General features: G+C 66.2%; 15 protein-coding genes and 4 pseudogenes. 17 read left to right on the top strand and 2 right to left on the bottom strand.

Annotated features, from left to right (window positions below):
• Nucleotides 1–45: 45 nt before the first annotated feature.
• The 4 genes from ACGFX9_RS26310 to ACGFX9_RS26295 all read left to right on the top strand — a co-directional run bounded on the left by ACGFX9_RS26310 (nt 46) and on the right by ACGFX9_RS26295 (nt 3,230).
• Nucleotides 46–687: a DUF6461 domain-containing protein gene (locus ACGFX9_RS26310; RefSeq protein WP_393476757.1), complete on the top strand. Its 642-nt coding sequence runs from the start codon at nt 46–48 to the stop codon at nt 685–687.
• A 508-nt stretch (nt 688–1,195) separates the two neighbouring features.
• A complete protein-coding gene (locus ACGFX9_RS26305) occupies nt 1,196–1,651 on the top strand; it encodes a hypothetical protein (RefSeq protein ID WP_393476755.1) in 456 nt (151 codons plus the stop codon).
• A 217-nt stretch (nt 1,652–1,868) separates the two neighbouring features.
• On the top strand, nt 1,869–2,540 hold the full coding sequence (locus ACGFX9_RS26300; protein WP_393476753.1) for a transposase family protein: 672 nt from the start codon (nt 1,869–1,871) through the stop codon (nt 2,538–2,540).
• Nucleotides 2,541–2,996: 456 nt separating this feature from the next.
• Nucleotides 2,997–3,230 (top strand): hypothetical protein, encoded by a 234-nt coding sequence (locus tag ACGFX9_RS26295; RefSeq protein WP_393476750.1) that lies wholly within the window; start codon nt 2,997–2,999, stop codon nt 3,228–3,230.
• 394 nt (nt 3,231–3,624) lie between these two features.
• Here ACGFX9_RS26295 and istB read toward each other — a convergent pair whose 3' ends face one another.
• The gene (gene istB, locus ACGFX9_RS26290; protein WP_393477528.1) at nt 3,625–4,350 is read right to left on the bottom strand and encodes an IS21-like element helper ATPase IstB; all 726 of its coding nucleotides are present in this window, start codon (nt 4,348–4,350) and stop codon (nt 3,625–3,627) included.
• Nucleotides 4,351–4,447: 97 nt separating this feature from the next.
• Here istB and ACGFX9_RS26285 point away from each other — a divergent pair, with 97 nt between their 5' ends.
• Nucleotides 4,448–4,738 (top strand): hypothetical protein, encoded by a 291-nt coding sequence (locus ACGFX9_RS26285; protein WP_393476747.1) that lies wholly within the window; start codon nt 4,448–4,450, stop codon nt 4,736–4,738.
• A 39-nt stretch (nt 4,739–4,777) separates the two neighbouring features.
• Here the strand turns inward: ACGFX9_RS26285 and istA are convergent, their stop codons facing one another.
• Nucleotides 4,778–6,256: an IS21 family transposase gene (gene istA / locus ACGFX9_RS26280; RefSeq protein ID WP_393476744.1), complete on the bottom strand. Its 1,479-nt coding sequence runs from the start codon at nt 6,254–6,256 to the stop codon at nt 4,778–4,780.
• Nucleotides 6,257–7,000: 744 nt separating this feature from the next.
• Here istA and ACGFX9_RS26275 point away from each other — a divergent pair.
• The 12 genes and pseudogenes from ACGFX9_RS26275 to ACGFX9_RS26220 form a co-directional block, all read left to right on the top strand.
• Nucleotides 7,001–7,327, top strand: a pseudogene (locus ACGFX9_RS26275) (hypothetical protein); the annotation flags it as partial.
• 154 nt (nt 7,328–7,481) lie between these two features.
• The gene (locus tag ACGFX9_RS26270) at nt 7,482–8,024 is read left to right on the top strand and encodes a hypothetical protein (RefSeq protein WP_393477585.1); all 543 of its coding nucleotides are present in this window, start codon (nt 7,482–7,484) and stop codon (nt 8,022–8,024) included.
• 580 nt (nt 8,025–8,604) lie between these two features.
• On the top strand, nt 8,605–11,799 hold the full coding sequence (locus ACGFX9_RS26265; RefSeq protein ID WP_393476741.1) for an RHS repeat-associated core domain-containing protein: 3,195 nt from the start codon (nt 8,605–8,607) through the stop codon (nt 11,797–11,799).
• A 367-nt stretch (nt 11,800–12,166) separates the two neighbouring features.
• Nucleotides 12,167–12,448, top strand: a pseudogene (locus tag ACGFX9_RS26260) (RHS repeat-associated core domain-containing protein); the annotation flags it as partial.
• 226 nt (nt 12,449–12,674) lie between these two features.
• Nucleotides 12,675–13,206, top strand: a pseudogene (locus tag ACGFX9_RS26255) (RHS repeat-associated core domain-containing protein); the annotation flags it as partial.
• Between the two features lie 44 nt (nt 13,207–13,250).
• Complete coding sequence (locus tag ACGFX9_RS26250; protein WP_393476738.1) at nt 13,251–13,469, top strand: hypothetical protein; 219 nt, start codon at nt 13,251–13,253, stop codon at nt 13,467–13,469.
• 159 nt (nt 13,470–13,628) lie between these two features.
• A pseudogene (locus ACGFX9_RS26245) lies at nt 13,629–14,504 on the top strand (IS5 family transposase).
• A gap of 45 nt (nt 14,505–14,549) precedes the next feature.
• On the top strand, nt 14,550–15,083 hold the full coding sequence (locus tag ACGFX9_RS26240; RefSeq protein WP_393476736.1) for a hypothetical protein: 534 nt from the start codon (nt 14,550–14,552) through the stop codon (nt 15,081–15,083).
• A complete protein-coding gene (locus ACGFX9_RS26235; protein WP_393476733.1) occupies nt 15,080–15,460 on the top strand; it encodes a hypothetical protein in 381 nt (126 codons plus the stop codon). The genes ACGFX9_RS26240 and ACGFX9_RS26235 overlap by 4 nt, the downstream gene beginning before the upstream one ends.
• Nucleotides 15,457–15,924 carry a 3-hydroxyacyl-ACP dehydratase FabZ family protein gene (locus ACGFX9_RS26230; RefSeq protein WP_393476730.1) on the top strand — a complete coding sequence of 156 codons (468 nt, stop codon included), beginning with the start codon at nt 15,457–15,459 and terminating at the stop codon, nt 15,922–15,924. The genes ACGFX9_RS26235 and ACGFX9_RS26230 overlap by 4 nt, the downstream gene beginning before the upstream one ends.
• The gene (locus ACGFX9_RS26225; protein WP_393476727.1) at nt 15,917–16,897 is read left to right on the top strand and encodes an ACP S-malonyltransferase; all 981 of its coding nucleotides are present in this window, start codon (nt 15,917–15,919) and stop codon (nt 16,895–16,897) included. The genes ACGFX9_RS26230 and ACGFX9_RS26225 overlap by 8 nt, the downstream gene beginning before the upstream one ends.
• Nucleotides 16,897–17,295: a PPOX class F420-dependent oxidoreductase gene (locus tag ACGFX9_RS26220; protein WP_393476724.1), complete on the top strand. Its 399-nt coding sequence runs from the start codon at nt 16,897–16,899 to the stop codon at nt 17,293–17,295. Before ACGFX9_RS26225 ends, ACGFX9_RS26220 begins: the two co-directional genes overlap by 1 nt.
• The last annotated feature ends 396 nt before the right edge of the window (nt 17,296–17,691 follow it).

Raw genomic sequence — 17,691 nt, 5'->3', positions numbered from 1 at the left:
TGTGCCCCCACCAGCCACGCATCCCTCCGACGAGAGAAGGTGGCAATGCCTGACAGTCTTGCGTGGATCGCCGATGCGTGGCGCGCCGCAGATCTGAACGCCAGTGACCTGTACATCACCTGCGCACGCGGCCTCAGCCCGCAGCGTTTGGCCGAGCGCATGGCCGACCATAAGCCGGTGGAGATCAAACCCGCAGCCACCCTCCAGGAAGCATCCACCATGGTCGACTTGGCTCAGGTCTACTGCGCGGGGCGCATCGGCCACGCCGGCGACTGGGCGTTCATCGTGGAGAGTGGAGGCAGCGAAGGCTGGGCCCTTAACCCAGCCGTCTCCCTCGGCGCCGAGGTACTGATCTTCGATCCACGGCCGGACGACCCGCCTGCCTTCTTCAGCTATCTCGCCGAAGGCGAGGTACAACTGCACTTCGAGCTGGGGGCTGGCTACGACCCCGCGGGAGCCCGGCCCGATCTGCTGCGCCCAGCCCTCGAAGCGGCCGGAGTTATCCCTCCAGAAGACTCCCTCGATGACATTCTGGGCATGGACGAGGAACTGTCGACACACGAACAGCAACGCCGGGTGCTGGCGGTCATCGGCGAGCACTTCCATCTGTCCCTGCCGCAGCAGACCGTCGAGAACGGTCGCCTGCCTGCGGTGATCACCCGCATCTCGCCCCCCTCCTCCTGGTAGCAATGCGCATGGACGTGCAGATGGGCGGCACGTTGAGCCAACGCCTTCTCGGCCACCGTCGCGATCCGGGCCTGGACGAAAGAATCTTGGACGTCGCCATCTCAGCGCACTGCCTGGACATCAGCGAGCCGAAGACACTGTGCGGCTACGAGCCCGGCTGCCGCCTCTGCACCGGGCCGGCCGCTGAGCGCACCTGGTGCGGTGCACTCGATGCATCCGGTGCGCACCGACGATGTCGTGCACGCTCCGCAGAGTGCACGACACGGAGCTTCCGTCAACTTGAAACCGCAGGTCAAAGGGGCCGGTGTGGCGGTCTGTCGGGGTGTTCAGGATGGTAGTGGGCGGCAGTCTGCGGAGAAGATCGTCCGTCAGCGCGGTCGCTCGAAGGGAAACACGGTGCAGCCGCGCTGACGGGTATGCAGCCTCCTTCTCGGTCGGCAGCAGAAGCTGGCAGCTGACTGTCCGGTTCGTGCCCGCTGTGGTCCTGCAGCCCTCTACGATCCGATGCATGCTGGATCCCGAGCTGCTGGAACGGATCACCGCGCGGCGCGCGGAACTGGACGAACTCGAAGAACAGCTGGCCAAGCAGTTGGCCGAGGTGCGAGCCGAGCGGGGCGAACTCGCCGTTGCCGAGAAGGTCCTCGAGCGGATGAGCGAACAACTCGCCGAGGAACGAGCCGCGGCCACACCGGCGCCTGGGCAGGTGGGCGGACGAGCGGTGATGCTGATCCCGCACCGCGAGCCGGGCGTGGAGGACACCGTGCTTCCGCCGGACTATCAGCGCATCCTCGCTGCCGTGCGGCAGGCTGCCGGGCCAGTCATGGCCCGGCAGGTTGGCGAGATGCTGGGAGTGGACATCAGCGCGAAGAGCAAGCTGGAACCGCTGCGCGGGAAGCTGCTCAGACTGACCGACCGCGGCTGGCTGCGCAAGCAGCCCGACGGTCGGTTCACCACCCGCCTGTGACCTGGCACGCAGAGCTGGCGTAACCGGGGTGCCCCCGGCAGCAGTTGGAATTGTGTGACGAATATCAAAGAGCACGCTGAGGACACCTGCGCGCCTGTCTACCAGTGCCGTCTGCCGCTGTCCACGCACACCGTCAACCATCTCGCCGGCCTGCTCCGGCGCCGCCTGAAGGCGATACGGTCCCGATGGCGGGGCCCTTCCGCCCGGACGGATCGCGGTGATCGTCCTGGCCGTGCTGCGCCACGACCAGCGCCTGGCCGACATGGCCGGCGGCAACGACGTGTCGGAGTCCACTGTCCGCCGCTGGCGGGATGAGCTGATCGAACTGCTCGCCGCACAGGCCCCGCGGCTGGACCGCGCCCTGAACAAGATTGCCAAACAGGGCGGGGAGGTCGTTCTGATCGACGGCACCCTCATCCCCACCCAGCGCCGCACCGGACGGGCCGACCGGCGGAACTACTCCGGCAAACACCGCTGTCACGGCCTGCACTTCCTCGCCCTGACCGACGAGAAGGGCCGCCTGGTCTGGATATCCGCTGCCCGGCCCGGCCGCACCCACGACAACACCGCCGCCCGCCACGACCACATCCTGGCCTACCTACGCGCTGCTGGCCTCGGCGCCCTCGCGGACCTCGGCTTCCGCGGCCTGGACAACGACATACGCGACCCCGTGATCATCACGGGCTTCCACGCCACCCGCAGCCACAAGCTCACACCCGGCCAGAAGGAAGCCAACCGCGTCCTCGCTGTCGGACGCGCAGCGGTCGAGCACGGCTTCGCCCACCTCAAGAACTGGCGGACCCTCACCAAACTCCGCACCGATCCTGCCCGCGCCACCCGCCTCCTGCGCGCCCTGCTCGTCCTGACGAACCTCGAAGTCAACCGCTGACGGCACGGCTGCCGGCCACGTTCGCCGAGGCGGGCCTCGGTATCGAGAGCCAGGGCTGTTCGCCGACACCCGGGGCCGGCAGATCGCCAGGCGCTTCGTCGTCATCCCCGCCGCAGCGTTCTCTTCCACGAGCACGCGCCAGGCACGCTCACTACGCTCGGGCCACGGTCGGCCCGTCTCCTCAACCCCCTCCGTCGCCTCTCCATCGTGGAAGGCTGCCCTCCGTCAGGATCGTTTCCTGACGCCGTGCTGCTCGTTGACTGTTCCTGGAGTGGATCATGCTGATCCGACTCGGAGCTGGCGAGTGTGGACCGCCGTACCGCACTTGTGGCATCCGTCCTAAAAGGAGTAAAAGGACTGATGGTTGTGTCTGTGCGTTTTCCTGTAGCTGCCGTGTCCATCGCGGTGGCGTGTGTTCTGGGCCTCTCGGGCTCCGCAGCTGCGGATGCTCCGCAGGTGGTGAAGGCGACGTTCTCGGGTACCGGCAATGCCCACGGAGAGGCGAAGTGTCCCGACGGAAGCCACGCGATCTCCGGAGGCGTCGACTCCGGGAACGACCACGCCTACGTTGTCGCCTCCCGCCCAACTTCTGACGGCAAGGGCTGGCACGGCAACGTCTCCAAGTACAGGGACGGAAATTTCGGAGAGAACATCACGGGGACCGTCTACGCGATGTGCCAAGCCGATTGATGAGCCAGCCACGACCCGCGCAGGGAGTTCGCCAGCTCGGCGGCCCAGTAGCAGAACCTCGGGCGCCGGGCCATGCCGCCCCACGGCCGTAGCATGGTGGGACGCCCTCGACCAGGGCTGATCAAACTTCGCTGAGCCGAATGCTGCTCTGTCGACCTTCGCGGAGAACCGCTCAGCCCTCGGCGAGACAAGCCAGGGATTCTCGTGCTGGACGCGGTGAACGCCGGGGCATAGCCACGGAATACGAAAGGTAGGTCTGCGCAACCTCGGCGTCGGTCGTGCAGACCTACCTGTCAACGGCCATTGAGATGCCCAGGTGGGTGGCCGTTGGTCATCCAGGCTGGTGGCCATCAGAAACCCAGGCGTGTGGCCAGCGGCATTCCCGAGGTAGGGGTCAGTTCAAAGGGACCACTCCCTTGCCAGCGAGGGCCTCGGCGAGGCGGTGCGAGTCGCCGGAGGTGGTCACGAGGTGAGCGTGGTGCATGAGGCGATCGGTGCTCGCGCCCGCGAGCGTTTTGGGCATGATCGTGTCGAAGCCTGAAGGGTGGATGTTGCTGGTCACCGCGATGGACCGTCGCTCGTAGGCGGCGTCGATGATCCGGTAGAACGCCTCGGCTGCGTCCTCTCCGACGGGCAGCAGGCCAATGTCATCAATGACGATCAAATCGGCCCGGCAGATCCGGGCGACGGTCCGTGCGGTGGACCCGTCGACCTTCGACTTGCCGATCGCGGCGGCCAGCGTCTCCAGGGTGAACCAGGACACCCGCATGTCCTTCTCGATCGCTGCCTGAGCGAGTCCCTCGGTGAAGTGGCTCTTGCCCGTCCCTGACGGGCCGGCGATCACCAAGTTCTCGGCCCGGCCGATCCACTCCAGGGTGGTCAGGGAGTTCTGGGTGGGCTCGGGGATGGTGGAGTCCTCGGCCCGCCAGGAGCCCAGCGTCTTGCCGGTGGGGAAGTTCGCCGAGTGCCTTCGCAGGCGCCGGGTGGCCGCGTCGCGGCCGGTGACTTCCTCGGCTATCAGCAGTCGCAAGACCTCGGCGGGATCCCAGCGTTGAGCGCGGGCGGTGGCCAGCACATCAGGTGCGGCCTTGCGCATATAGGGCAGGCGCATCCGTCGCATCAGCCTGTCCAACTCCTCGGGCAGGGCCGGGGCCTGGGGAAACGTCACGGTCGTATATTCCTTCGCTGGTCAGAGTGTGCGCCGATAGGCTCGGTGGGTGATTGATCTGGTGGTGCGTGGTGATCTCGGGGACGTCGTGGCTCATGCCGAGGCCGGGGTGAAGTGGACAAATGCCTTCGCGGCACTGCCCCCCTCGGAATTCCCGATGCTTTTCGCCCTGGCTCCGTATGGGGACGCGGTGTTCAACCAGCGACAGATACCGATGCTGCTGGCCGAACTCGGCAAACTTCCCGCCGCCTGCGGTGGTGAATGGGTCGCTCAGGCCCGCGAGTTGTGCCAGGTCGTCGAACGCGGGACGCACCTGTATCTGTGGTTCCTCGGCGACTGAACCTGCTCAGCTGGACTGCAACTGGCCTGGGGCCGTTGCCTACTGGCCCAGGGCCTGCCAGCCGATAGTTCCGTTCTGGACGGAATGAGCCTCGTCCGCGCGAACGACCTCGCCGACGGGCTTGCTGTCCGCAATGTGCCCCAGAATCGAGAGCAGGTCCTCGTCGGCGAAGCGCCCGGCCGTGGCCGCCAGGCCGAGAGCCTGGTCGACCCTGTCGTTGCTGCCCAGGACAGTGGCCAGCTCGACCGCGCGGGCCATTTTGGCGCGGATGCGGACCGCGCCGGCGGGACCGGCTTCCTTCAGCCAGCGCCCGGCTCCCGGACCAATGCCGACGAACGCGATCTCCGCTTCCGAACGCGGCTGCAGGCGGGGCTGGTGGATGCTGCGGCCGTCGGGATGGTCGGGGTAGTGCGCGTCGATGATCTGCGGAAGGCCCGGGGTGGACAGCTGGTGGCGCCAAATCTCCATCAGGTCACCGGAGTTGGTGCGGGCAGTGACGGACAGTTCCTCGCCGACCACCCGGCACCACACCCTCGCGCCGGTATAGCCCGGCGGGGTCGAGTAACGCACCGAGTTGAAACTGATAGTGCGGTCCGATCCGACGAGGCGTTCCTCGCCGAGTGCGAGCGCGAGGGGCTCGACCGGCAGAACGTGCAGGGTGGTCCGTTCGACGTCCAGACGGTTCGCGGGTATCTGCCCAGTCGCCCGGTGACGGCGGAAGTTCACCGCATCGCACCAGGTCAGGCAGGCATCCGCGAGCTCGGCGAAGGAGTCGTAGGCGGGCAGCAGATTCGCGCTGGTGGGTACCAGGTCGGCCTTTGCGATCTTGACTGTTGCTTCCGCGCCACCCTTCGATTCAGGGTCGTAAGGCACGCAACTGACCACCTGGCAGCCGTAGTGCCGGCCCGCGGCGACCATCTGCGGATGCCTGACCGGGATCCCGGCAATGTGCTCGACGGTCACCGTCTTCGCGTTGTCGGTCAGCACGTAGGTCGGTGCCCCGCCGATCCGCCTGAGCGTGGTGTCCAAGCAGGCCACCAGCGTGCCCAACGTGCAGTCCCAGACCGGGATCACCACCCGGAACCGCGACCAGGACAGCCACGCGCAGAACAACCACGTTCGACGCCCGCCGATGCGCGGGCCCTCGCCCCAGTCGAATTGCAACCACCGGCCCGGCTCGGGGACCCACGGCCGATACGTTCGACGTTTGCCCGCCTTCCACGCCGCCTTCGCCGCATTCACCGCCCGTCTCGTCGAGCGTTCGCTGCCCCGGTAGCCCATTTTCAGCAGTTTCTCGTGGACCACATCGGCGCGGATCGTCGCCTTCGACTGCTCGACCCACTCCTCGACCTTCTCCAGGAACGCGTCGATCATCTTCGGCCGCGGCTCTCGCTCATAAGGATTTCGCCCGCTGGCGCGGGCCTCGACATACCTCTTGACCGTCTTCGGGTCGTGCCCCGTCAAGGTCGCCGCCGACCAGACCGTCCCGGTCAGGTCATACGCCTCAAGGATTTCCATGATCTCCGTGTCAGACTTCGTCACAGGACCTCTCCGCCCGATAGCTGATGCATGCAAACACCAGCAAACGGGCGGAGGGGTCTCCTCCACATAAGGAAGCGATCAGGAACACCACTGGTCAGACGGCCATCCACCTGGAATTCCGGTGGCCATCAGCCTGGACTCGGCTGGCCGCACACCTGGACTTTCCCACGGCCACCGTCACTACCTTTCGTCTCACTGATCACGACCGCCGACGGATGAAGCTTCCAGCCACACCGGACAAGAGCTGACGGTCCAGTTCAACTCCGCACCGCCCCCGCTGTCACCAGCTCCTGCGCGCCCTGCTCGTCCTGACAAACCTCGAAGTCAACCGCTGACTAATGATCTTCTCCGCAGACTGTCGCCCACGACCAGCTCGAGTACCCAGAGCACCGGTCACACCAGCCCTTTGACCTGCCGCTTCAGGTTGGCGGAGGCTCACTGCACACCACTCCCGGCCGTGCGCACGCGCTGCGCACCGGCCACGGAGAGGGGACGTACGCAGCGGTGCTCCTGTGTCTTTGGGAAGCGCGGTGTCTCTGACCTGTAGTGGTCGGGGCTACCGCGCTCGGTCCCGGTGTGGTGGTGGGAGTCGACCATCAGGCCCCACCAACTCCCCGACCTCACCCCTCATGGTGGGGACGGGTGTTGGGCTGAAGCTGCCGGTACCAGCGTGGGTTCCGGCGTGAGTGCCAGCGTAGGTACCGCCGCCCGCTGACGGAGATGGGCTCCACCGCCCGCGGCGCGGGCTCCAGCGGCGCCTCGCATCCCATGGCCGTCAACGAGACCGTCATCGCGATGCTGCGCCCGAAGCCGGACCTCGCCAAGCTGACGAAGAATCCGCCCGACGTACAGGCCGCCGCCCAGGCCGCCGTCGATGCACCCGATGGGATCGGCACGATCGCCTCGTACTGGACGGAGGTCCCGCTGCCCGCCACCGGCACCTGGAACGCGCCCGGCAAGGGCGGCGCCCAGGCCGACATCGTCCTCACCGCTCCGCAGGACGGGGTGCCGCTGCTGTTCATCGAGGTCGACAACTGCCACGAGACCGCTGAAGAGATCGCGGACAAGCTGCAGAAGTACGCCCGCTTCTTTCGGCGGAAGGTGAAGGACACCGACGGCACCCAGCGCCCGATGTGGCGCACCCGCTGGACAGCCCCCGAGGGCCACACCTACCGATGCGCCGCACCCGCCGGTGCTGCTGGTGTTCAACCACATCGGCGCCCGCGACCCCAACCGCACCATCCCGCGCCTGGCCGAACTCACTCGCCCTCTGTGGCAGGGGGAGCGGTACGAGGGATACCACCTCTACGACGGCAAGATCCCCATCATCGCGACCGGCCTGCGCAACCTGCGCGAACACGGCCCGGCCGGAGAGGTGTTCCAACGCTTCGGTCGCGACCACTGGCAGCCCCGGCGGGAAGCGATCGGCAACCCCCGCCGCGAAGCGGCCGACACACGCAGGCGGGCCGAGTACGCGGCCCGCGAGCACCAGGAGCAGCTGCGCCGCGCGGACGAACAGCAGAAGGCCGAGCGGGAAGCGCGCCGCCCGGTGTGCGCCGACTGCGGCACGAAGTTCACCGACGACCGGTGGGAGGAGACCGAGACAGCCGGGTGGGGTGCTCTCGGGGACAGCCACGCGCACCTGTGCGACGACTGCGCGCAGAGGGCCATCACCGACGAACGCCGAGCCTGGCAGGACGCGTCGGAGCACCAGGACCAGGACCGTGCCCGACCCGAGGGCTGAGGGCGGCTGGCTGTCACGTTTCCGCACCGGCTCTGGGTAACTATGGGGGCATTTACCCACTTTGGGTAATCGCCCGTCGGCTCGGCCTCTGACCTGCGGTGGTAGCGCCTACCACTTTCGACCGGCCTATGCCTGGCTCTCCCCCTTGCGTACCTGACTCGGGCGAGTTGCCCGACTTGGTGGCGCGGACCGAGCGCAGGGCGGACTTCGGCAAGCCCGCGCGCTGTTGAGGGAGACCTGAATGTTTCCGGTCACTTTCCGTTCGGCATCGGTTTCGCGGGGTGCAACGGGGGTGCGATACAGGGGCGTTACAGGGTGGTCTGTATGTGATTGTTCCCGTTGAAGGGAAGGGCTGGTTCCGGCCTGTGTGGCACGGGTGTTCGGGAAAGTGGCGGGTGGGCTGTGGGGATTGTGTGACAGGTTGTTGGGCCTCTCGTGACCGCTGGGGTCTGCGGGATGTGTCTTCCTGTGGGGGGAAGCCTTGATGCATCGCACCTGGGGTGCGCGTCTTTCGCGTGCCCGCAAGAGATCCAGTCTGGCCTCGGCGGCAGTTCTTGCCTCCGGTGCTCTGACCTTGTCCATGCTGCCAGCTGCGAGTGTCGCGGCCGCCGCGGAGGAGCCGGGATCGGCGTGGGGCAAGGACGCTCCCTCGTTCACGATGCCGCCGGTGAAGGTCGGGGCGAACAAGCCGGCCACACCGCGGGCGGAGCGAACACCCTCGGATGAGGTGGCGGCCTGGCGGGCGTATCAGAAGAAGCGCGCCCAGGGCAGCACGTCGGCCACGGCCCGCAACGTGGCGGCGCCGCTGGAGTATGTGCCTGAGGGGCAGGGAGATGTGCCCTGGCACAAGATCAGCAACTTCGCGATCACAGACGCTCTGACGGCCCGGGTCGACTACTCGACCGGCAACCTGATGCTGACAGCGACCGATTTCGAGATCGCCGGGGTGGGCCAGAACCTGAGCCTGGCGCGCACCTACAACTCCCTCGACGCACCGTGGGGCAAGGTCTCCCAAAGGTGGTGGCAGCAGTACGAGCGCTACCTCCAGGTCACCGATGGCGAAGTGGTCCTCTACGACAGCAGCGGGGAGAGCCTGCGGTTCACCAAGAACGCGGACGGTACGTTCACCACGCCCAAAGGCTACTCGAAGGAGTTGAAGAAGAACGCGGACGGCACCTACACGGTCATGAACTGGAAGTCCTCGTCCAAGGACACCTACAACGCCGACGGCACGCTGACCAAGGTCACCGACAAGAACAAGGGCACCATCACCGTCGCCCAGCATGACGAGGGCGGGGAGAACAAGGGCTTCAAGCTGACCGAGACCCGCTCGGACCGGTGGATCGACCTGGTCAAGACCGATGCCTCGCAGTGGCAGGCCAAGAACAACTCCGGCCGCACCGCCGTCTTCGACCTCGACCCGTCGGGCAACCTGCACAAAACCACGAACGCCGAGGGCAAGACCACCACCTTCGACTACGACTCCTCCCGCCGCCTGACGAAGATCACCACAGCGGAGGGCCGGGTCACCGTCTTCACCTACGACGCGGCCAACCGCGTCACCTCGATGCTGCGGGCCACCGAATTCAACGGCTCCGGCCACACCGGCCCCACCTGGACCTACGACTACGACGCCACGTCACCGACCGCGGCCGGAACCACCAAGGTCACTAACCCCGAGACGTACGCCACCAGCTACAAGCACGATGGCGACGGCCAGGTCACCGATGTGACCGACGCCCTCCAGCACAGCCGCTCCACGAAATACGACGCGAACCACAACCTCGACACCGCCACCGACGCGATGGGCTCGGGAAGCACACCCGGCAACGTGTCCGACTACGGGTTCAACACCCGCAACAACCTGGAGAGCATCAAATCGCCGACGGGCGGGAAGTCGGTGACGAGCTGGCAGACGATCGCCGGCGGGGACGTGCCCAAGGACTCCACCAACGCCGACGGTGAGAAGACCACCTACGGCTACGACACCGCAGGCAACACCAAATCGGTGGCCCAGGAGGGCACCGGCGGCGGCAGCGTCTCCTACACCTACAACCCGGCCACCCCCAACTGCGGTGGCTTTGAGGGCCAGCGGTGTGCGGCAGAGACGAAAATGTCGACGTCCAAGACGGTCAAGACGTCCTTCACCTACGACGCCAAGGGCAACCTGACCAAGGCCACTCCGCCCGCCCCGCTGGGGGAGAGCACCTACACCTACGACAGTCTGGGCCGCACCGAAACCCTCACCGACGGCCGCGGCATCAAGAAGGTCTTCGCCTACGACCACCTCGACCGGATCAAGACCGTCTCGACCACCAACGACACGGTCCGCTACTTCTACGACGACGACGGCAACCTCACCCAGCGCGACGACAACACCGGCACCATCAAGTACCAGTTCGACCCGCTGCAGCGCGAAACGATACGTACCCTGCAGGACGGCTCCCAGACCCTGCTCGCCTACACCCCGGCCGGCAACGTCGACTTCTACCAGGACCCGGCCGGGAAGGTCGACTACACCTGGAACGAGGTCAACAAGCTCAAGGAACTGAAAGACCCGCAGGGCCGGGTGACGACGTACAAGTACAACAACAACGACGCCCGCACTACCACCACGTACCCGGGCACCATCGTCCAGACGTTCACGCTGGACAACTCCATGCGCCCCCAGGCAGTGAAGACGACCAGCAGCAAGGGCACCCTGGTCGACCTCGCCTACACCTACGGGTATGGCACCGACGCCAAGACCGACGGCGACAAGATCCGCACCAGCACCGACAATCTGGCAGGCACCAAGACCGCCTACAGCTACGACGGTGCCGGCCGCTTCTCCTACGCGGCGGAGAACAAGGGCTCGACGCTGAATGAGTCCTGGCAGTACTGCTATGACCTGGCCGGCAACCTCACCAGCCAGGGGACCGAGAAGGGCTGCCCGCGCGGCACCACCTACACGATCAACGACGCCCAGCAGATCACCGCGAAGAACGGCTCCTCGACGAACTGGTCGTACGACAAGGAAGGCCACGAGACCGCCGCGGCCCCGACGCCTGAAGGAACCCGGACGGGCGAGAAGTGGTCGGATCACAGTCAGCTCACCTCGCTGACCGTCGGCGGCAAGACCTATGAGGGCCAGTACGGCTCCACCGACCAGAGCGAGCGCATCAAGCTCGGCGACACCTATTTCCACAACGGGCCGATCGGCTTGTCGGCGACGTCAACTTCCGGGGTGGACACCGGCTTCAGTCGTGAACCCGGGGGCACACTCAACTCCATGACCCGTGACGGAAAGGCGTACTACTACCTCACCGACGCCCTCGGCTCCGTAGTGGCGACCGCCGACGAAACCGGCGCGAAGGTCAACTCCTACTCCTACAGCCCCCGCGGCGTCACCCGCTCCGCGAGCAGCGAGAAGGTCAGCCAGCCGCATCGGTTCGCTGGCGGCTATCAGGACCCGACCGGCATGTACCACTATGCCGCCCGCTACTACGACCCCAACATCGGCCGCTTCAACAGCCCTGACCCCTCCGGCCAGGAACAAAACCCCTACCTCTACGCCGCAGGAGACCCGGTCAACCGCATCGACCCCAGCGGACTCGGATGGCTTGACCCGATCAAGCGCATTGCGGAGACCTCTATCGACTACGCCATAGGCGGTGGTATCGCCGGCTGTGTCACCACCGCAGCGGAGGGATGCCTGGCCGGCGGAGTTGTCGGCGGAGCCGGCGGAGCTTTGGGGGGCTTGGGCGTGGGCGTCTACAGGGAAGCACGCGGGTGAGAGTCATCCCTGTAAGCAGAGAAGGTGTATCAATGCGACCCGTACTGATCGCAGTTGTGGTTCTTGTGGTGACTCTCCCGTTCGCCCCAGAGACAGTGACTTTCGACAGCCTGTCGGGATTAGCGCTCATCATTGCCTGGGGCCTGGCTTGCGGTCTCCTAGCACTCGGCATCGAGCACCTGCTGCGACGGTACCTACCGAAGAAGTGAGTTCCAACCCGGCCCACCCTTCAACCAGGCGCGCCGCCAGCCGGCTGCGCTGCATCGAAGGGGCCGGATGCGAGTAGCTGATCCGAGCCCTCGCTTATCTCCGAGGCGCGATGGGATAAGCGAGGGCTCTACAGCGGGGTGCGATTCCGTGGTTCGTAACAAAGGCCAACTCGTATTTCTACAGCCCTCGCGGCGTCACCCGCTCCGCGAGCAGCGAGAAGGTCAGCCAGCCGCATCGGTTCGCTGGCGGCTATCAGGACCCGACCGGCATGTACCACTATGCCGCCCGCTACTACGACCCCAACATCGGCCGCTTCAACAGCCCTGACCCCTCCGGCCAGGAACAGAACCCCTACCTCTACGCCGAAGGCGACCCCGTCAACCGCATCGACCCGTCAGGGCTGTTCGCAGCCTTGACGGGGTGGCCGCTCACGGGGTGAGCGGGCACCCCTGAGGGCATGAGTAGAGGGGCTCTCGTGCGTCCAGAATTGAAACTCACGGTATTTACCATTCTGGGAGTCCTGTTTGGGATTCTCTGCTGTTTTCTGGGTGCCAGTGATGGCAACTATTGGCTGCTGGCGGCAGGTGTAGCAGCCATAGGGTTCAGTCTGTGGCTCGGTGTCATGTTGGTAAATCGTCAAACTTCAAGAAAATAGAGTCTTGGTTCCCTCTCTGGCACCCCGCGCCGCGAGCAGCGAACAGTCCCCTCAGCCCTACCGGTTCGCCGGGGGCTATCAGGACCCGACCGGCATGTACCACTGCGCGGCCCGCTACTACGACCCCAACATCGGCCGCTTCACCCAACCCGACCCCTCCGGCCAAGAGAAGAACCCCTACCTCTACGCCGAAGGCGACCCCGTCAACCGCATCGACCCCACCGGCCTGGCCAGCTGGAGTATCGGAGGTGAGGTAGGTGTCTTGCCTCGGAGGCGGATACTCAAAGGATGACTTGGGCAACAGCGGAGGGTTCGTCAAGGTCGGTGTAGGTCTACCAGGCGTAGGCGGCGGTGTTGAGGGATCGACGGGAGGCACCGACGCTGGCCCATCGGCTTGCGGCAACTGCGCGGCTGGATATGCATCGGCTGGCGGACAGATCGGTCGTGGCGATAGAGGCAAGCCTTCGGTTGCCGGTAGCGGTGGACTTGGCACGTACGCCTCAACGCCGACCTGTAGTGGCGGGCTCCAAGTGCAGTTCTAATCCCGAAGCCGTGTGCAGACCGATCCATATCGAGAGGAGACCTCGTGCGGGTGTTCCTTGCAGCCTTTGCTTTCATCGTAGGAATTACGCTGATAGCAACGAGAAATAAGTTCGGACAGAAAGCGGTCAATCAGCGAAATTTCTTCGGGCGTGCGAATGCTGCCGCTGGAGAAGGGGTGGCCCGATCGGGCCCGCTGATCATTGGATGCTTCATGATTCTCTTGGGCGTGCTAGTGGCCACTGGGCTTGCCGACCCTGAATAGAACAAGAGGATCGGAGAGGCAGCACCGCCTACCTCGTTCTTTTGCGCCCCGGGCCCAGGATCATATGCGGGCCCGGGGCGTTTGCTGTGCAATCCGTTGCGCGCGGTGCCCTAGGGCGTGTTTCAGAAGTGGATCAAGGCTGTGCGATGATCACGTTTCATGGCTCGGGGAGATCTGACAGATACTCAGTGGGCGGTGCTGGAGCCGTTGATGCCGCGGGGCATCAAGTCCGGCCGCCCTCCGGTGCACGCGAAGCGGCAGCTGATCAACGGCATACGGTTTCGGACGCGGACCGGCATACCGTGGCGGGACCTGCCCGAGCGCTACGGCTCTTGGGAGACGGTGTAGGGACTGTTCCGCCGCTGGCAGCGGGACGGCACCTGGCACCGCATCTTCGAGCAACTCCAGGCCCAGGCCGATACGAAGGGCCTGATCACCTGGGATGTCTCCGTGGACTCGACGATTGCTCGCGCCCACCAGCACGCGGCCGGTGCCCGCAAAAAGGGGAACTGCAGGTCGAACCGCCCGGCGGCGTCTTCACCGGGCCCGCCGACCACGGCCTCGGACGTTCCCGCGGCGGGCTGACCACCAAGCTCCACCGGGCGGTCCAGCAGGCCCAGAAGCCGTTGTCGCTGGTGATCACGGCCGGGCAGCGCGGTGACTCCCCGCAGTTCCAGGTCGTCCTCGGCCGCATCCGTGTGCCCCGGATCGGTCCGGGACGCCCGCGCACCCGGCCCGACAAGGTACGCGCGGCCAAGGCGTACGGCTCCGGGGCGAACCGCGCCTACCCTGCGCAAGCGCGGTATCCGCTGCACGATCCCGGAGAAGCGCGACCAGATCGCCAACCGCAAGAAGCGTGGCTCCCACGGTGGCCGGCCGCCGAAGTTCGACAAGGCCGACTACAAAGAGCGCCACGCGGTGGAGTGCGGCATCAATCGCCTCAAGCGCCACCGCGCGGTCGCCACGAGATACGACAAACTCGCCGTCCGCTACGAGGCGACCGTCCTGGTCGCAGCCATCAACGAATGGCTGTGACCAGCACTTTCGAAACACCCCCTAGTGCCGATGGTGTCCGGCCGGTTGAGTGCCGCAGGTGTGCCGCTGCGGCTGATCTTGGCAGGCGTCCTGACGCTCATCGGCGTCGGCGCGTTCGGCCTGACCTTCGTCGAGGCCGACAGCGCCCTGTGGGTGCTGGCGATCCCGCTGATCGGAACCGGGGCCGGTGTCGGAGTGCTCAACGGTGTGATGGACGGCGCCGCGGTCACCTCCGTGCCGAAGGCCTCAGCGGGGATGGCTGCAGGGATGTTCAACACCATCCGGCTCGCCGCGGAGTCCCTCGCCTCAGTGGTCGTCGTCGCGCTGGTTGCATCGTTCGTCCACACGCGGCTCGCAGACGCGTCTTTGCCCTCGGACCTGAACGCGGCCACCGCTGCGGACGAGTTGGCTGCGGGCGACGTCAAGCAGCTCTCCGCGCAGTTCCCGGACCAGGTCCCCGCCCTGGCGCGGGCTCACGCAGCGGCGTTCCACCAGGTGATGTGGATCTCGGTGGTCCTAGCCGCAGTATCGGTGGTCTCCGTGCTGGTGCTGCTCCGTCGCCAGGACAGCAAACGGTGACCGCCGGCAGGCAGTTGCCCCTGACCGCGGTGGACACAGTGCAGGCGACGGACAGCGGGTTCATCGGGCGTAAAGAAGTGCGCGCCGACGACCCCTACCTGAGCGGTCACTTCCCGTCGCTGACGGTCTACCCCGGGGTATTCATGATCGAGGGGGTGCAGCAGATGCTCGAACTCCATCTCGATGGTGCGCTCGGCGGAATCGAACTGGTCTCCGTCGAGTCGGCTCGCTTCAGCCTGCCGGTACTGGCCAAGCACGAGGTGGTGTTCGACACGCGGGTCACCGGGGCGCGCCCACTGGTGTCGACCTCGACAACCTGCACCGTCAACGGCCAGCGATGCGCCCGGATCGCCGCGACCTGGAGGTGCACGTCATGACCGGGTACCCGGACCCGGCCGATCTGCTGCCCTACGGCCACCCGGCGCTCCAGGTCGACCGGATCCTGGCCCACCTGCCCGGCGCGCTGACCGCCGTGAAGGCTGTTTCCCAGCACGAGCTCGGCGGTCACCTCGGGTCGAGGCGCCCCGCCCGTTTCCCCTCAACACTCGTGCTGGAGTCCTTCCTCCAGGCGTGCGGGCTGCTGATCGCCCTCGATGCCGGGACCAATCCGCACAACCAGCTACTCGTGTTCGGGTCGGCACGCAACCTGCACTTCGAGGGCTCAGTGCGGGCAGGCGAACTCCTTGTGCACTCGGTGGAACTGCTCGACACGCACGAGGACACCACGGTGTTCTCCGGCGTTTCCCGAACTGGCGACGGTCGGACGGTGCTCACCGTGGAGCGCGCGATCACACTGAGCCGGCCCTCGGGCTCTCTTACCGCGGCAGGCAGCGGTGACTGACCTGCCTTTCGACGAAAGCGAGACCATGTACGACTACGTGATCACAGTGCCTGGCCAGGGGGCGCACCGGCCCGGGATGCTCGATTCCTGGTTGACGGAAGCACCAAGTGCCCAGGAACTGCTTGACGACTGGTCCGAGATCACCGAATTCGACCTGCTAGCCGCCAGCCGGGACACGGTCGCGTTGAGCGACACCGCCGTTGCTCAACCCTTGATCACTGCAGCGGCATTGCTGTCGCTGGAGCGGTTGCGCACACGGCTGGACCCTCCCCACAGCCGAGTGTTGTACGCCGGTCACTCCGTCGGTGAGCTGGCTGCAGCCGCAGGCGCCGGCTATCTCACCCCGGCGACCGCGATTGCCCTGGCCAGGGCACGAGGGGAAGCCATGTCTGATGCCTGCGCGATGGCCCCCACAGGCATGGCGGCGTTCATGCCGTCCAAGCGGAACGGCGCACCGGATGAGTCCATCACCGACGCTATCCATGCCGGAGGACTGAGCGTGGCCAACTGGAACGGCAGCCACCAGTTTGTGGCTGCCGGGCCGCTGGCCGCTGTCGAGGCTTTCACCGCGGACCCGCCTCCGGGGATGAGGGTGGTCCGATTGGAGGTGGCAGGAGCCTTTCACAGCAGTGCTATGGCCCCGGCTCGGGAGTCATTTGCTCGTGCTGTGGCCGAGGCGCCGTTTCAGACACCCGACTCGGCGATGCTGGGCAATAGGGACGGCGCACTCGTGGCTGGACCGGGCGACCTCAGGCAACGCCTGGTCACCCAGCTCATCTCGGCAGTCCGATGGGACCTGTGTGCAGAGTCGATTGTCCAGCACTCCTCAGCAGAGGCACTGCACATAGAACTGGCACCCGCAGGCCCTTTGACGAAGCTGGCACAGCGGGCCCGTCCTGAGGCGCGAACGCTCGCACTGCGCGCGGCTGAGGACCTGGACCGCGTACCGGCTCTTGTTGGCAGTGGTGCCTGATGTCGCGGGAGGTGGTGCCCAGCAGCCACGCAGATCTACTGGCACGACCGCTCTTCTGTCACCTCGGCACCCTACGGGCGGACGGCTCTCCGCAGGTCAACCCCATGTGGATGCTGTGGGAGCACGGTGAGCTGTCATTCACCACGTCGACCACCCGGGTCAAATACTCCAATGTTCAACGAGACGGCCGGGTTTCCGTGTCGATCAACGATCCGGAACAGCCCTACCGATTCCTGGAGATCCGAGGCCGAGTGCACCGGATCGTGCCGGATGCCGAGGGGGTCTTCTTCCAGCGACTGGCCGCCCGGTACGGCCGTGAGCTCGGCGGACAGCTGCCACCGGACGTCCACACCCGAGTGCGGTTGATCATCCGGCCGGAGGTTGTCCGCTCTCAGTGATGATTCCCGAGGGCCTGTTGCTGGCGGTGGCCTGGGCGGCGGTGACTGGGGAGCGGAGCAGGTCGAATACGACGGTACCGCCGGGGACGGGCCGTGAATGGTGTCGACGTAGCCGTCGATGGCCACGGAGGTCTGGGGGTTCATCGGCGGTTTCCCGTGGCTCTCGGGAGTGAGGAGTCGGTGCACGCAGAGACTGACGACCGGTGGAAGTCGATCGAGCGTGCCGGTTGGGGAGCTGACAGGGGGTGGCACGTATGCCGGTGCCACGAGCGCGGCCCGCACGCATGAACGCAGAGGGTGTCACCGCCCGGTCGCGTTTTTGGATACCGTCGACGGCTGCCTTGGCCAGCGCTGTCCGGCTCAACCAGCCCCACTCGGAGCTGTTGGTGGGTGCCC

The organism is Streptomyces sp. NPDC048436 (assembly GCF_043200355.1).
Classification (GTDB): domain Bacteria; phylum Actinomycetota; class Actinomycetes; order Streptomycetales; family Streptomycetaceae; genus Streptomyces.
This window is presented reverse-complemented; position numbering and strand designations above follow the sequence as displayed.